The sequence below is a fragment of the Micromonospora sp. AKA38 genome, assembly GCF_027925725.1.
Lineage (GTDB): Bacteria > Actinomycetota > Actinomycetes > Mycobacteriales > Micromonosporaceae > Micromonospora.
On the sequence record NZ_BNEI01000005.1, the window covers coordinates 292,723 to 306,658 of the forward strand.

The 13,936-nt window shown below is 74.4% G+C and carries 18 protein-coding genes and 1 pseudogene; 6 read left to right on the forward strand and 13 right to left on the reverse strand.

What is annotated here, in order from left to right:
• Positions 1–24: 24 nt before the first annotated feature.
• The 4 genes from TPA0908_RS19040 to TPA0908_RS19055 all read right to left on the reverse strand — a co-directional run bounded on the left by TPA0908_RS19040 (position 25) and on the right by TPA0908_RS19055 (position 1,802).
• Positions 25–459, reverse strand: coding sequence for a DNA-binding protein (locus TPA0908_RS19040; protein WP_233220091.1), 435 nt, complete (start codon positions 457–459; stop codon positions 25–27).
• A gap of 254 nt (positions 460–713) precedes the next feature.
• The gene (locus TPA0908_RS19045; RefSeq protein ID WP_281939806.1) at positions 714–1,331 is read right to left on the reverse strand and encodes a DNA-3-methyladenine glycosylase; all 618 of its coding nucleotides are present in this window, start codon (positions 1,329–1,331) and stop codon (positions 714–716) included.
• Positions 1,332–1,398: 67 nt separating this feature from the next.
• Positions 1,399–1,593 (reverse strand): type II toxin-antitoxin system HicA family toxin, encoded by a 195-nt coding sequence (locus TPA0908_RS19050; protein ID WP_281939807.1) that lies wholly within the window; start codon positions 1,591–1,593, stop codon positions 1,399–1,401.
• On the reverse strand, positions 1,590–1,802 hold the full coding sequence (locus TPA0908_RS19055; protein ID WP_281939808.1) for a type II toxin-antitoxin system HicB family antitoxin: 213 nt from the start codon (positions 1,800–1,802) through the stop codon (positions 1,590–1,592). Before TPA0908_RS19055 ends, TPA0908_RS19050 begins: the two co-directional genes overlap by 4 nt.
• Positions 1,803–1,975: 173 nt before the next feature.
• On the opposite strand from TPA0908_RS19055, the gene TPA0908_RS19060 reads away from it, so the two are divergent.
• A complete protein-coding gene (locus TPA0908_RS19060) occupies positions 1,976–3,076 on the forward strand; it encodes an LLM class flavin-dependent oxidoreductase (protein ID WP_281939809.1) in 1,101 nt (366 codons plus the stop codon).
• Positions 3,073–3,699, forward strand: a complete 627-nt coding sequence (locus tag TPA0908_RS19065) for a CE1759 family FMN reductase (RefSeq protein ID WP_281939810.1) — start codon at positions 3,073–3,075, stop codon at positions 3,697–3,699. Before TPA0908_RS19060 ends, TPA0908_RS19065 begins: the two co-directional genes overlap by 4 nt.
• A 15-nt stretch (positions 3,700–3,714) precedes the next feature.
• On the opposite strand, the gene TPA0908_RS19070 is transcribed toward TPA0908_RS19065, so the two are convergent.
• Together TPA0908_RS19070 and TPA0908_RS19075 are read right to left on the reverse strand one after the other, a co-directional pair.
• The gene (locus TPA0908_RS19070) at positions 3,715–4,599 is read right to left on the reverse strand and encodes a universal stress protein (protein ID WP_281939811.1); all 885 of its coding nucleotides are present in this window, start codon (positions 4,597–4,599) and stop codon (positions 3,715–3,717) included.
• 112 nt (positions 4,600–4,711) lie between these two features.
• The gene (locus TPA0908_RS19075) at positions 4,712–4,978 is read right to left on the reverse strand and encodes a universal stress protein (RefSeq protein WP_281939812.1); all 267 of its coding nucleotides are present in this window, start codon (positions 4,976–4,978) and stop codon (positions 4,712–4,714) included.
• Positions 4,979–5,133: 155 nt separating this feature from the next.
• On the opposite strand from TPA0908_RS19075, the gene TPA0908_RS19080 reads away from it, so the two are divergent.
• A complete protein-coding gene (locus TPA0908_RS19080; RefSeq protein ID WP_281939813.1) occupies positions 5,134–5,604 on the forward strand; it encodes a cyclic nucleotide-binding domain-containing protein in 471 nt (156 codons plus the stop codon).
• A 505-nt stretch (positions 5,605–6,109) separates the two neighbouring features.
• Here TPA0908_RS19080 and TPA0908_RS19085 read toward each other — a convergent pair.
• Positions 6,110–6,406 (reverse strand): annotated as a pseudogene (locus TPA0908_RS19085) (PEP/pyruvate-binding domain-containing protein); the annotation flags it as partial.
• Between the two features lie 135 nt (positions 6,407–6,541).
• Between TPA0908_RS19085 and TPA0908_RS19090 the strand changes: the two are divergent.
• Both TPA0908_RS19090 and TPA0908_RS19095 read left to right on the forward strand, forming a co-directional pair.
• The gene (locus TPA0908_RS19090) at positions 6,542–7,045 is read left to right on the forward strand and encodes a GNAT family N-acetyltransferase (protein WP_281939814.1); all 504 of its coding nucleotides are present in this window, start codon (positions 6,542–6,544) and stop codon (positions 7,043–7,045) included.
• A gap of 10 nt (positions 7,046–7,055) precedes the next feature.
• A complete protein-coding gene (locus TPA0908_RS19095; protein ID WP_281939815.1) occupies positions 7,056–7,682 on the forward strand; it encodes a hypothetical protein in 627 nt (208 codons plus the stop codon).
• A 6-nt stretch (positions 7,683–7,688) separates the two neighbouring features.
• Here TPA0908_RS19095 and TPA0908_RS19100 read toward each other — a convergent pair whose 3' ends face one another.
• Positions 7,689–9,227, reverse strand: coding sequence for an FAD-dependent monooxygenase (locus tag TPA0908_RS19100; protein ID WP_308447837.1), 1,539 nt, complete (start codon positions 9,225–9,227; stop codon positions 7,689–7,691).
• Between the two features lie 80 nt (positions 9,228–9,307).
• Complete coding sequence (locus TPA0908_RS19105; RefSeq protein ID WP_281939817.1) at positions 9,308–9,922, reverse strand: acyl-CoA-like ligand-binding transcription factor; 615 nt, start codon at positions 9,920–9,922, stop codon at positions 9,308–9,310.
• 186 nt (positions 9,923–10,108) lie between these two features.
• Between TPA0908_RS19105 and TPA0908_RS19110 the strand changes: the two genes are divergently transcribed.
• On the forward strand, positions 10,109–11,476 hold the full coding sequence (locus TPA0908_RS19110; RefSeq protein WP_281939818.1) for a hemolysin family protein: 1,368 nt from the start codon (positions 10,109–10,111) through the stop codon (positions 11,474–11,476).
• A gap of 70 nt (positions 11,477–11,546) precedes the next feature.
• Here the strand turns inward: TPA0908_RS19110 and TPA0908_RS19115 are convergent, their stop codons facing one another.
• The 4 genes from TPA0908_RS19115 to TPA0908_RS19130 all read right to left on the reverse strand — a co-directional run bounded on the left by TPA0908_RS19115 (position 11,547) and on the right by TPA0908_RS19130 (position 13,927).
• Positions 11,547–11,864 (reverse strand): PRC-barrel domain containing protein, encoded by a 318-nt coding sequence (locus TPA0908_RS19115; protein ID WP_281939819.1) that lies wholly within the window; start codon positions 11,862–11,864, stop codon positions 11,547–11,549.
• A complete protein-coding gene (locus TPA0908_RS19120; protein ID WP_281939820.1) occupies positions 11,851–12,231 on the reverse strand; it encodes a hypothetical protein in 381 nt (126 codons plus the stop codon). Before TPA0908_RS19120 ends, TPA0908_RS19115 begins: the two co-directional genes overlap by 14 nt.
• On the reverse strand, positions 12,228–13,454 hold the full coding sequence (locus TPA0908_RS19125) for an NRAMP family divalent metal transporter (RefSeq protein WP_281939821.1): 1,227 nt from the start codon (positions 13,452–13,454) through the stop codon (positions 12,228–12,230). The genes TPA0908_RS19120 and TPA0908_RS19125 overlap by 4 nt, the downstream gene beginning before the upstream one ends.
• An 83-nt stretch (positions 13,455–13,537) precedes the next feature.
• Positions 13,538–13,927, reverse strand: coding sequence for a PaaI family thioesterase (locus tag TPA0908_RS19130; RefSeq protein ID WP_281939822.1), 390 nt, complete (start codon positions 13,925–13,927; stop codon positions 13,538–13,540).
• Positions 13,928–13,936 lie beyond the last annotated feature (9 nt).

Consider the following 13,936-nt stretch of genomic DNA (forward strand, 5'->3'; position numbering starts at 1 on the left):
CCGAAGCTGTGACAGCGGGCGGAATCAGTCGCCGGTGCCGGTGCGGACGGTGAGCCGCTCGTAGCGCTGCCGGGCCGCCTGGGCGCTGCCCAGCCCCAGCCCGAACGCGATCGCCTGCCAGGTCATGCCACGCCCGCGGGCCACCTGCAACAGCCCGGCCTCCAACACGTCCACCTCGGCCCGCACGTGCGGGATCAGGGTCAGCGCGGCCATCAGGTCGGCCTGGTCGACCGGCTCCTCGCCGGCGTCCAGCTCCGCGCCGCCGGCCAGCGCCATCACCAGCGTGGCCGCCTCGTAGGCGTCGGGCACGTCGGGGTGGGCGTAGCGCCGGCGGCGGGCGTTCGTGCCGGCGTGCCGTTCGGCGATCCGCAACAGCGCCGCGTAGTTGCGGTGGGCCCGGGCCTGGGCAGCATCCGGGGCGGTGAACGGGTCGTTGTCCACGGTGACCATACCGTCCATCCCACACCCAAGAATGCTCTGTTGTCAACACCTCGTTGAAAGTCCTTCGTACGCAACATCATGCCCTCCCGGGTTCAGACGCGCCCGGAGCGCCACGGGTTGCGAAAACCGCCCCACCGGTCCCACCGGTCCCACCCGTCCCACCCGGACCGGTCGATCAAGGAGTTCGCGTCGCCCGTGCGGCGTCCCCCGGACACAAACTCCTTGATCAACCGGGGGGTGGGTGGGGTGGGGGCGGGGCGGGGTGGGTGCTGTTACGGGGTCGCCGGTTGGCGGCGGCGTGGGGTGTGCCGGCGGTAGACGCTCACGCTCGGCTCGTCGGCCAGCCAGAACCGCCACGGCAGGTCGTGTGCGGCGGCCACGCCGACCCGGGGGCCGGCGACGATCCGCGCCGGGTCGACCGGGCTCTCCGGCGGGGCCAGCAGCAGCGGGCCGGTGCCGTCGACCGCGTTGGTGCCGTTGGCGTCCCGGCCGAGGCCCAGCGCGGTCACCAGCCGGGCCGGGCCCCGGGCCAGGTCCCGGTCCGAGGCGCGGGGCCGCCGCTCGCGGGCCGTGTCGACGCCGTCGACCACCGCGCCGGCGCGCAGCAGCACGGCCGCCGCCTCGCCGTCGCGACCACAGACGATGTTGGCGCACCAGTGCATGCCGAACACGAAGTACACGTACACCTGCCCGGCCGGGCCGAACATGACCCGGTTGCGCGGGGTCGGCCCCCGGTGGGCGTGCGAGGCCGGATCCTCACCGGTGCCGGCGTACGCCTCCACCTCGGTCAGCCGCACGCGGACGCCGTTCGCCGACACGGTCCAGCCGAGCAGGGTCCGCGCGGTGTCCGCGATGTCCGCGGCCGGCGCGTCGAGCCAGGGGTACGTCATGGCCGGCAAGCGTATCGGCCCTCACCTGCCGCTGGTCAGCCGAGAAGGGCGAGGAACTCCGAGGGCGTCAGCCCGGCCTGGCGAAGGATGGAAGCGAGGGTGCCGCGCTTGACCGTGGCGTGTTGCGGGGGACGACGACGACCAGGCCGGCCGGGTTGCGATAAACCGCGTGGCTGCCCTTGGTGCGGACGTGCTCGAAGCCGGCCCTGCTCAGACCGTTGAGCACCTTGCGCAGCGGCAGGTCCGCCAGGGCTGGGCTCACGCCGCCCGTCCGGCCTGGAAGGACGTCACCAGCGGCGTGGTCTCGATCGCCGGGTTCTCGACCTCCTCCAGGTACGCCTCGACGGCTTCACGAAGGTTGGTCAGTGCCTCATCGACGGTCTCGCCCTGGCTGGCGACCTCGATCTCGAGGCACCGGGCGACGTACCAGTCGTCCTCCTGGTGCACGGCGGCGGTGAACGTGCGGGCCATCGATCTCCTCCAGGAGTGTCCCGGCAGTAGACAAATGCTACGTGGCGCGGGCGGTCGATACGTGACCCGGGCCACGCCGGAGCGCAGGCGCGTCGGAATAGTTGACTCGTCAAATAGGTTGTGCGGGACGATGCCGGGCCGGCCGGTCCGGATCTCACCCCGAGGAGCTGGTCATGCAGTTCGGAATCTTCACCGTCGGTGACGTCACCGTCGACCCGACCACCGGGCGGCTGCCGTCCGAGCGTGACCGGATCAAGGCCATGACCACCATCGCGCTCAAGGCCGAAGAGGTCGGTCTGGACGTCTTCGCCACCGGTGAGCACCACAACCCGCCGTTCGTGCCGTCGTCGCCGACCACCATGCTCGGCTGGATCGCGGCCCGCACCGAGCGGCTGATCCTGTCCACCTCCACCACGCTGATCACCACCAACGACCCGGTCAAGATCGCCGAGGACTACGCGATGCTCCAGCACCTGGCCGACGGCCGGGTGGACCTGATGATGGGTCGCGGCAACACCGGCCCGGTCTACCCGTGGTTCGGGCAGGACATCCGCAACGGCATCCCCCTCGCGATCGAGAACTACGACCTGCTGCACCGGCTGTGGCGCGAGGACGTGGTCGACTGGAAGGGCCGGTTCCGCACCCCGCTCCAGTCGTTCACCTCGACCCCGCGTCCGCTCGACGGCGTACCGCCGTTCGTCTGGCACGGCTCGATCCGCAGCCCGGAGATCGCCGAGCAGGCCGCCTACTACGGCGACGGCTTCTTCGCCAACCACATCTTCTGGCCCAAGGAGCACACCGAGCGGATGGTAGGCCTCTACCGGGAGCGGTTCGCGCACTACGGCCACGGCTCGCCGGACCAGGCGATCGTCGGACTCGGCGGGCAGGTCTTCATGCGCCGCAACTCGCAGGACGCGGTGCGCGAGTTCCGGCCGTACTTCGACAACGCCCCGGTCTACGGGCACGGCCCGTCGCTGGAGGAGTTCACCCGGGAGACGCCGCTGACCGTCGGCAGCCCGCAGCAGGTCATCGACCGCACGCTGGGCTTCCGCGAGTACGTCGGCGACTACCAGCGGCAGCTCTTCCTGATGGACCACGCCGGCCTGCCGCTGAAGACGGTGCTGGAGCAGCTCGACCTGCTGGGCGAGGAGGTCGTCCCGGTGCTGCGCAAGGAGTTCGACTCGATGCGTCCGGTGCACGTGCCGGAGGCGCCCACCCACGCCGCCCTGCTGGCCGCCCGGGACGCCGCGACGAGCCCGGAGGAGGCGCGATGACCCGGCGTACCCTCGCGGTCGTCTCGGCCGGTCTCGGCCAGCCCTCGTCCACCCGCCTGCTCGCCGACCAGCTCGCCGCGGCCGCCCGCGACGACCTGGTCGGCCGGGGGGCCGACGTGGAGCTGCGCCCGGTGGACCTGCGCGAGCACGCCCACGACGTGGTGAACCACCTGCTGACCGGCTTCGCGCCCACCGCCCTGCGCCGCACGCTGGGCGCCGTCGCGGCGGCGGACGGTCTGATCGCCGTCACCCCGATCTTCAACGCGTCCTACAACGGGTTGTTCAAGTCCTTCTTCGACGTGGTGGACCGCGACGCGCTGGCCGGCACGCCGGTGCTGGTCGGGGCGACCGGCGGCACCGCGCGGCACTCGCTCGCGCTGGAGCACGCGGTCCGGCCGATGTTCGCCTACCTGCGGGCGGTGGTGCTGCCGACAGCGGTCTTCGCCGCGCCCGAGGACTGGGCCGGTGACGACGGCGACAGCGCGTTGCGGGCCCGGATCCGGCGCGCCGCAGCCGAGCTGGCCGAGCAGGTGGACCGCCGCCCGGCCGCGTCCGGGCCGGCCGACCCGTTCGCCCTCACCACCGACTTCGCCGACCTGCTCGCCGGCCGCGACCCGTCCTGACCCGGCCGGTCGGCCTCAGTCACCGACCGGCTCCGGACGACGGGCGATCAGCACCGGGCAGTGGGCGTGCTGCACCAGGGCCTGGCTGACCGAGCCGAGCAGCAACCCGGTGAAGCCACCCCGGCCCCGGGAACCGACCACCACCAGCGACGCGTCGGCGCTCGCGTCCCGCAGCGCGGTCTCCGGGGAGGCGGCGACGACGGGGCGTTCGGTCACCCGCAGTTCCGGGTGGGCCACCCGGATCCGAGCGGCAGCGGCGCCGAGCAGCTCGGCCGTCTCGGCCCGCTCCGCGGTGGTCGCCTCGGCCGCGACCTCCGGGGCCGGCGCGCCGCGCTCCGGCGCGCGCACGTGCGTCAGCACCAGCTCCGCGTCCCGGCGGTCGGCTTCGTCCGCGGCGAGTTCGACGGCGTACGCCGCGGACTCGGAGCCGTCCACCCCGACCAGCACCGGACCGCCGACCGGGATCGGCTGCTCCGCCGGCCGCACGACGAGCACCGGACAGTGCCCGTGCTGGGCGAGCTGCGCGCCGACCGAGCCGAGCAGCAGCCCGGCGAAGCCGCCCACCCCCCGGCTGCCCACCACCACCAGTTCCGCCCGGCGGGACTCCTCGACCAGCGTCGCGCCGGGCCCGCCGGCGACCTGGCGCACCTCCACCCGCAGCCCGGGGTGCCGGTCGGCCAGCTCGGCGGCGACCCGTTCGAGCATCTTCTCCGCCTCCGCGGTGGGCGCCGGCACCCCGAGGTCGTACGGGTTGAGCGGCACGCCGTAGCCGAGCGGGTGCAGGTAGCCGTGCACCAGCAGCAGCGGCCGGGCGCGTGCGACGGCGGCCACGGCGGCCTGGTCGGCGGCGGTCAGGCTGGACGGGGACCCGTCCACCCCCGCCACGACGGGTCGGTTCATCGGATGATCCCTCCGGTCGACTCAGGCCATTGTGGCCGTCCCCCGTCCCACGAGCGGGCGCCGCCACGCCCGGCCCGGTCAGGCGGGGGCCCGCCGTCGGTCACCGTGCCGGTCACCGCGAGGTCCGCGCGTCGATCTTGCGGGCCTCCTCGACCGCCTCGGCGACCAGCTTCCCGGCCGCCCGCCGCACCTCGTCGTCGGGGAGCACGACGGCGACCGGGCCGAGCGGGGTACCGACCGGCTGCCAGCGGAACGCGTGCACCACCCGCAACGGCCGGTGCCGCGACGCCGCCTCCCGCGCGGCCAGCCGGACCGCGTCCAGCGCTGACGGGGAACCATCCACGCCCACCACGACGGGGACGCCGGATCTGTCGGTCATCACGTCCTCCTTCGCTCCACCTCCAGCCTGGACCGGGCCGTCGCGGCGGGGCAGAGGCGACCGCCCGCGCGGCGCGGGACCATCGGCCCTGCCGGATCGCGGCGCGGTGGGGTGCAATGGAGTTTCGGCTCCCACCTGTCGATCGTGGAGGCGCGATGACCCCGCTGGAGATGCTCCGCGTGCACCCGTTCCTGGCCGGGCTGCCGGACGAGTGGCTGCCGCCGCTCACCGGCTACGCCCGCCCGGTGGCCTGGCACCCGGGGCACCGGCTGTTCCGGGCCGGGCAGCCGGCCGAGCGGTTCTGGCTGGTCCGGGACGGCCAGGTGGCGCTGGACTTCCCGGTGCCCGGTCGCGGCGACGTGGGGATCGAGACGATCGGCGCGGGCGGGGTGCTCGGCTGGTCCTGGCTGTTCCCGCCCTACCGCTGGCAGTTCGGCGCGGTGGCCACCCGGCGCAGCACGGCGGTGGAGTTCTCCGCCGAGGGGGTACGCCGGCTGATGGGGTCCGACGACACGCTGGGCCGGCAGCTCACCGCCCGGTTCATGAGCGTCGTGGTGGACCGGCTCCAGGCGTCCCGGGTGCGCCTGCTCGACCTGTACGGCTATCCGACGTCCGCGGCGGGCTGACTCACCCCGCGGCGGAGTCGCGCCGGATCACCAGCTCGTCCACCTCGAGCCGACCGATGCGCAGCTCGCGGACCACCGCGCGGCGCACCACCAGCCGGCCGATCACGAGCGCGCCCACCGACACGGCGCCGAGCGCCAGCGCGCCCACCGCCAACGCGCCCACGGCCGTACCGCCGAGGGCCCGCGCCCCGGTCGCCTGGGCGCCGGTGGCCTGCGCGCCGGTGGTCCGCGCGCCGGTCGCGACCAGGTTCCGGAGACGCGAGGTGCGGTGTGCGGTCGACATGCCGCCATCGTAGTGCGGGCCGGGACCGTCGGGCGGCCCCGCGCCACCGGAGGTCAGGTGACGGTGAGCCCGCGCGCGGCGAACTGACCGCGGACCCGGGCCAGCAGCTCCGGGTCCGGCGGCGCGGTGTCGGCGAGCGGGAAGGCGAGGCCCAGCTCGGCGTACTTGTGCGCGCCGCGATGGTGGCGACCATCTCGTCCACCGTGCGCCGCCGGCCGCTGCCGGCATCGAGTACCGGCCGCCGGAGCGGACCGCCAGCAGCAGCGGGCCGCCCGGGTCGCCGAGCCGCCGGTCCAACCGCGCCTCGACCTGACGCAGGTGCGCGTTGATCTCCTCGTACAGCCCGTCCGGCGGCGTGCCGGTGGCCAGGTAGGCGCGGCACGCGTCGGTGGTCACGGTGAACCCGGGCGGCACCGGCAGCCCGAGCCGGGTCATCTCGGCCGGGTTGGCGCCCTTGCCGCCGAGCAGATCGGCCCGGCTCCGGTCACCCTCGATGAAGTCGTAGACGTACTTCCGCATGGTCCGGCCTCCTCGGCTGCGTGGTACCTCCTCCTTGGTATCGGTCCGGCCGGCCGCCCCGGCAGGGCCGGACGGGACCCGGGAGGGGCCGGAGGTCCCGAACGGTGTCGGTGGGTCCGCGTATCCTTCCCGGCCGTGAACCCCGCTGTGGAAATCCGTCCGGTCCGGGACGACGACCTGCCCGCGTTCTTCGCCCACGAGCAGGACGCGCAGGCCAACTGGATGGCCGCGTTCGGTCCGAAGGACCCGGCGGACCGGGCCGCGTTCGACGCGCACTGGGCGCGGATCCGCGCCGACGAGCGCATCGTCAACCGCACGATCGTCGCCGGCGGCGAGGTGGTCGGCCACGTGGCGGCGTTCCCGGTCGACGACCGGACCGAGGTCAGCTACTGGATCAACCCGGAGCGCTGGGGGCGCGGCCACGCCACCGCCGGGCTCACCGCGCTGCTGCGGGAGCTGCCGCAGCGGCCGGTGCGGGCCCGCGCCGCGAAGGACAACGCCGCCTCGCTCGCGGTGCTGCGCAAGTGCGGCTTCGTCGTGGTCGGCGAGGACGCGGGGTACGCTCCCGGCCGCGGCGTCGAGGTCGAGGAGTGGGTGCTGGAGCTGCCCGCCGAGGGGCCTGACCAGCGCGACCACTAGTGTCCCCGGGGTGAACTGGCTGGAACTCGTCGGCTGGGCCGGCTCCGCGCTGCTGGTCTGGTCCCTGCTGCAGACGCGCATCCTGCGGCTGCGCGCGCTCAACCTGGTCGGCTGCCTGATCCTGATCGGCTACAACGCCGCCCTGCACGTGTGGCCGATGGTCGGGCTGAACGTGGTGCTCACCGTGATCAACCTCTGGTACCTGCGCAAGTTGCTGGCCACCCGGCACGACGAGCAGACCTACCAGGTGGTGGAGGTGGGCACCGGCGACGCGTTCCTGGCCCACACGCTGCGGGTGCACGCCACCGACATCGCCCGGTTCAACCCGGCGTTCCGCTGGGACCCGGCCGCCGCCGACCGCTCGGCGTTCCTGGTGGTCCGCGCGGACGAGGTGGTCGGCGTGATGGTGTCGCACGCCGAGGCCGGCGGGGTGGCCCAGATCGACCTGGACTACGTGACCCCGCCGTTCCGCGACTTCACCCCCGGCGAGTTCGTCTACCGGCGCAGCCGGCTGTTCACCGACCGGGGTTTCCGCCGGGTGGTCAGTCCGCCGGGCATGGTCGCCCCCTACTACCACCGGCTCGGTTTCCGCCCGGAGGGCGGCGCGTACGTGCTGGACCTGCCCGCCCCGGCCTGAGCCGGGTCAGGCCGGTGTGCTCGCGTGGTCGCGGGGCCGGCCGAACCAGTGGGTGAGCGCGGCGCGCAGCCCGTCCCGGTCCGGTGCCGCCGCGTCGGAGGCCCAGGCCAGGTAGCAGTCCGGGCGCAGCAGCAGCGCGGTCGAGGCGGTGCCCGTCAGCCGGCCGTCGACCACGTCGACCCGGTCCCGCCACGGCTCGGCGGTCCCGCCCAGCGTGCCGGTGCCGTCGAGCAGCAGCGGGCGCGCGTCCCGGGTCAGCTCGGCCAGCCGCACCGGCCCGGTGTCGCGGTGCACCACCAGGTCCGGCGCCCAGGTGCCGACCGGCGGCCCGTCCGGTCCCCGGTCGTAGCGGATGTCCGCGCCGGCCATCAGCGCGGCCACGTGCCCGGCGTTCTCCGGCCGGGCGAGCAGCTCGCCGACGAGTTCGCGCAGCGCGGTGACCTCGGCGCCCGGCGCGATCAGGGCGGACTGGGCCTGGGTCGACATGGTCACCCGCCGGGCCGCCGGTCGGCGCTCGGCCTCGTACGTGTCGAGCAACCCGTCCGGGGCCCAGCCGTGCAGCCGCGCGGCCAGCTTCCAGCCGAGGTTCACCGCGTCCTGGAGGCCGAGGTTGAGCCCCGGCCCGCCGATCGCGGAGTGGACGTGGGCGGCGTCGCCGAGCAGCAGCACCCGGCCGGCCCGGTAGCGCTCGGCGAGCCGGGTGTTGCCGCCGGCCAGGCGGCGCAGCAGGTGCGGACCGGGCCCGGCCGGCGGGCCGAGCGGCACCTCGACCCCGAGCACCCGGGCCACGCTGGCCCGCATCCCGTCGAGCGTCAGCGGCGCGTCGGCCTCCGGCGCCGCCGGCCACTCGACGGTGCTGACCAGGGGCGCCCGGTCGGGAAACGGCGCCCAGACGATCAGCCCGTGCTCGGTGCGGGTGTGCTGGAACGGCGGCACGACCCCGTACCCGGGCGCGACGAGGCCGCCGGTGGTCGGGTCGACCAGCTCCGGCGGCACGCCCACCTGGGCGGTACGCGAGACGGACCGGTCCGTGGTGACGCCGGGGAAGCCGATCCCGGCCAGCTTCCGCACCGTGCTGCGTCCGCCGTCCGCGCCCACCAGGTAGCGGCAGTCGAGCGTGGTGCCGTCGGCGAGGCCGACCTCCACCGCGTCGGAGCGTTGCCGCAGCGCGGTCACCTCGCACCCGCGGCGGACCGGCACGCCCAGTTCCGCGACCCGTTCGGCGAGCACCCGCTCGACCTGCCGCTGGGGCACCGCCAGCCCGTACATCGGGTTGTCCGCGACGGCGGTCAGGTCCAGCGGCAACGCGCCGAAGACGAACCCGGGCGTCGGTCGTGGCGGCGCGGCGGAGCCGGCGAGGCGCTCGTGCAGGCCGCGCCGGTCGAGCATCCGGACGACTTGGCCGACCAGCCCGTTCGCCCGGTTCTCGGTGGTCGGCGCGGTCAGCCGGTCGCACACCACCGGACGGATCCCGGCCAGCGCCAACTCGACCGCGAGCATGAGCCCATTGGGCCCCGCCCCCACCACAAGCACATCAATCACCACAAACCTCCAAGGATGAAAGGCCGGGCCCCCTGTTAACGCCTGCGGTAGACAAGGGGCCCCTTCTCACGGGGCGGGGTGGGTCAGCGCGGCGGGGGCAGCCCGGCGGCGAGCTGGGCCAGCGCGTCGGAGAGCAGCCGCTCCATCGGCTCGGGGCGCTCGGCGCGCAGGTAGTGCCGCATGGCCGCGCCGACGCCCGCGTTGACCGCGGCGGCCACCAGGTGCGGATAGAGATCGCGGCCGGCGTCGGTGCCGGTGCGCTCCGCGACGACCTCGGCCAGTTCGGCGGCGGCGACCGCGCCGGCCCGCAGCATCTCGCCCTGCAACGCCGGCTCGGCGAGCATCACCCGCAGCCCGGCGACCCACTCCTCGTGGGCGCCCGGTGGTGACTGCTCGACCTCCGGACCGGGCGCCCACGAGGTGAGGAACGCCGCCTCGATCGCGCGCCAGAGCGGCTCGCCGGCCGGCCGGGCGCGGAGCGCGTCCACCACGCGGCGGCTGCGGTCCAGGTGTCGGGCGGAGATCGCCTCGGCCTTGCTGGCGAAATAGTTGTTGAACGTCCGTGGGGACACGCCGGCGGCCTGCGCGATGTCCTCCACCAGCACGGCGTCGTAGCCACGCGTCACGGTCAGGCGGATGGCCGCCCAGCTCAGCGCCGCTCTGGTCGCTGCCTTCTTGCGTTCCCGCAGCCCGCTCACCCACCGACCGTAGCAAAATATGCGTGGCACGCAAATATGCGGGACACGCAAAAATCTGTCCGGTCAGCAGAAGCACAGGATTCAGGCACGAGCCGGCGGGGCACAGAGGGGCCACGCCGACCGGGTCTGCCGGCCGGCGAGTCGGCCATCGGCCGACCCGGATCGGGTCGAGGGAGACAACCGGTCGTGCAGAGCTACTGGAGCCAGTTGGCCCTGGTCGGGGTACTGGTCATCGTCAACGCGGCCTTCGCCGGCAGCGAGATGGCCCTGGTGTCGCTACGGGACAGCCAACTGCAACGGCTGGAGCGCAGCAGCCGCGCCGGCCGCACCCTCGCCCGGCTGGCCAAGGACCCGAACCGGTTCCTCGCCACCATCCAGATCGGGATCACCCTCGCCGGCTTCCTCGCCTCCGCCGCCGCGGCCGTCTCCCTGGCCCGCCCGCTGGTGCCGCTGCTCGGCGCCTTCGGCGACGCCGCCGAGACGGTCGCCATCGTCGCGGTCACCCTGGTGCTCACGTTCGTCACGCTGGTCTTCGGCGAGCTGGCACCCAAGCGCATCGCCATGCAGTCCGCCGAGCGCTGGGCGCTGGTGGTGGCCCGACCGCTGGACGTGCTGGCCAGCCTCACCCGGCCGGCGGTCTGGCTGCTCGGCGCCACCAGCGACATGGTGGTCCGCCTGTTCGGCCTCGACCCGAAGCACGAGCCGGAGGAGATCGGCCCGGACGAACTGCGCGACATCGTGGCCGGCAACCACGGCTTCACCAAGGAGCAGCGCACCATCATCGCCGGCGCGGTGGAGATCGCCGACCGGCAGTTGCGGGCCGTCCTCGTACCCCGGTTGCAGGTCTTCACGCTCGACAGCGGGACCACCGCGGAGGCCGCGCGGCTGGTCCTGGCGGCGACCGGGCACTCCCGGGCGCCGGTGGTCCGGCACGGCGGCCTGGACGACGCGGTCGGCGTCATCCACCTGCGCGACCTGGTCGGCGTCCCCGACGACCGGCCGGTCGACGAGATCGCCCGCCCGCCGATGCTGCTGCCCGACTCGCTGCCCGTGGTCGACGCGCTGCGCCAGTTCAAGGCCGAACGCCAACACATCGCGCTGGTGGTGGACGAACGCGGCGCGGTCGACGGGATCGTGACGCTGGAGGACATCCTCGAAGAGATCGTCGGCGAGATCTACGACGAGACCGACCGCGACCTCCAGGCGGTCCACACCGAGGCGGACGGCACGCTGGTGCTGCCCGGCACCTTCCCGGTGCACGACCTCACCGATCTCGGGGTCGACCTGCCCAACCGGCCCGCCGGCGACTACACCACCATCGCCGGGCTGGTGCTGATCTGCCTCGGGCACATCCCGACCGTGGCGGGGGAGCAGGTCGCCGTGGACGGCTGGGAGCTGACCGTGGCCGGCGTGGACCAGCGCGCCATCGTCGAGGTGCGTCTCCGCCGCCGTCCCCGTCGCGAGCGGAACAACGGCGACGACGCGGACGGCGCCGAGCCGGCCGACGCCGCTGACCCGGCGGACACCCCGGAACTCGACGAGGCACGCCGCTGACGGTCCCGCCGCCCCGCGCCGGTCGCCCGGCGCGGGGATCAGCCCTACCGCGTCCGGCGCAGGGGTCGGCTCAGCGCCGGTCGGCGGGTGGGCCGAACGGGAAGCCGGGCACCGGCGGATGCAGCCGCACCGCGTCGGCCGGCACCTGGTGGGTGCTGCGCCCCACCAGCCGGGCGACCGCCCGCAGCAGCCACGGCCCGGCCGGATGCAGCTCCGGCCCGATCAGCCGACCGGTCACCCGGGTCCACCAGTGACCGGCCACGATCACGTCGGCGATCCGCAGCCGCTCCGGCGGCCAGCCCCCGCGCACCACCACGTCCACCACCCGGCCCAACCGCCGGCCGTGCAGGTCGTACGCGGTGCGCCCGAGCAGCTCACCCGCTCGCACGGTACGCCCCCGGGATCCGCTCGATCAGGTGGCGGCGCAGCCACGACTCCACCGGTGAGGACGGCAGCTCCGCCGCCCGGCAGCGCAGCCGGACCGCGCTGTCCACCCGGTCCACCACCGCCAGCGGCACCCGCAACGGCGGCACCGGCGGATCGTCGGTGAAGCGGTCGGCGACCGCCACCAGCAGCCGCCCGACCCGGCCGCCGATCCGCTCCCCGAGCGCGCCCTGGCCGGTGAGCAGGCTGTCCACGTACGGGTAGCCCGCCCCGTCCACCGCGAACGCGATGTCGTCCACGCGCCCCACCAGCCGGCCCTCGGCGTCGACGATCTGCCGGTCGAGCAGTTGCCTGGCGAGCTGGACCCTCATCGCCCCATCCCCGTCATGATCGCCAGTGGGATCGCCGCCACCGAGGCGGCGACGATGAGCAGCAGGAACACGGCGCCGAGCAGGTTCGCCCACCACCCGTTGACCCGGTCCCCGAGGTAGGTGCGGTCGTTGGCCACCACCAGGATCGGCAGGTAGGTCAGCGGCAGCACCACCGCGCTCAGCACCAGCATGTACTCGGTCAGCCGCACCGGGTCCACGGTCGTCATCAGCATCACCACACCGAGCAGCAGCCCGAGCAGCAGCACGCTGTGGAACCGGGCCGCCTCCCGCGGGCTGACCCGCTTGCCCCACTGCCAGCCGAAGTACTGCGCCGCCGCGTACGCCGCCGACAGGCCGGTCTCCAGCGCCGCGCCGAACGTCACCGCGAAGAACGCCAGCACCGCGGCGACCAGACCGGCGCCGCCGAGCGCGGTCGCCACCGGCCGCGCCACCTGGTCGAGCGAGGTCAGGGACGCATCGGACGGGTGGTAGGCCACCGTCGCCACGGCGATCAGCGACAACGCCAGGAAGCCGCCCACCGGGAAGCCGATCAGCACGTTCGACCGGGCGCGCGCCAGGTCGGCCGGGCTCCACCGTTCCTCCACCCCGCCGGAGGAGAAGAAGAAGACCTCGTACGGGCTGACCGTGGACGCGAACAGCGCCACCGCCACGAACCAGTACAGCGGCCAACCGTGACCGGCCGAGCTGACCCGCCACGCCCCCTGCCCGAGTTCCGCCCAGTCGGTCGGCAACGCCGCCAGCGCGACCGCGAAGACCAGCAGCGCCAGCCCGGCCAGGCCGAAGATCCGCTCCATCAGCTCGAAGCGCATCCGCCACAGCACCAGCCAGACCGCCAGCGCGGCCAGCGGCACCCAGAGCAGGTGGCTGAGCCCGGTGGCCAGCGTGAGCGCCAGCGCCACCCCGCCCAGCTCCGCGGCCAGCGTCACGACCGTGACCAGCCACGTCGCCACCAGGTTGAGCAACGCGACTCGGGGCCCGAGCCGCTCCCGGACCAGGTCGAACACCGCCCGGCCGCTCACCGCCGCGATCCGGCCCGCCATGTCCGCGTACGCGCAGATGCCCACCACCCCGACCAGCAGCACCCAGGCGTGGGCCATGCCGAAGAGCGCACCGGCCTGGCTGGCCGCCACCAGGTCGCCGATGTCGACGAAGCCGCCGATGGCCGAGAGCACGCCCAGCGTGGCGGCGAGCAGCTTCCTCACGTCGGGTCGGGGGCGGCTGGTCTCATCGACGCGACGATATCGGCGTCAGTGCCCCGTTATCGTGGGAATCGGGCAGCCCGACGTCAGTCGGCGGTCAGGTTCTGCAACCGCACCTGCCCGCGGGCGACCAGCCGGGCGTCGCTGTCGGTGATCTCCACCAGCCACAGTTGCTGACTGCGACCCCGGTGCACCGGCGTGCCGACCGCGGTCAGCTCGCCGTCACGGACGGCGCGCAGGAAGTCGGTCTGGTTCGACACCCCGACCACCCGGCCCCGGTCGCCCAGCCAGAGCGAGCCGCCGACGCTGGCCGCCGTCTCCACCACCGAGCAGTAGACCCCGCCGTGCTGGATCCCGTGCGGCTGGTGCAGCTCCGGGCGGACCCGCCAGCGGATCACCACCCGGTCGGCGCTGGCCTCGCCCAACTCAAGCCCCAGCAGGGCCACGTAGCCCCCGGTCAGGTCCGGTGTCTCCACCCTGGTTCC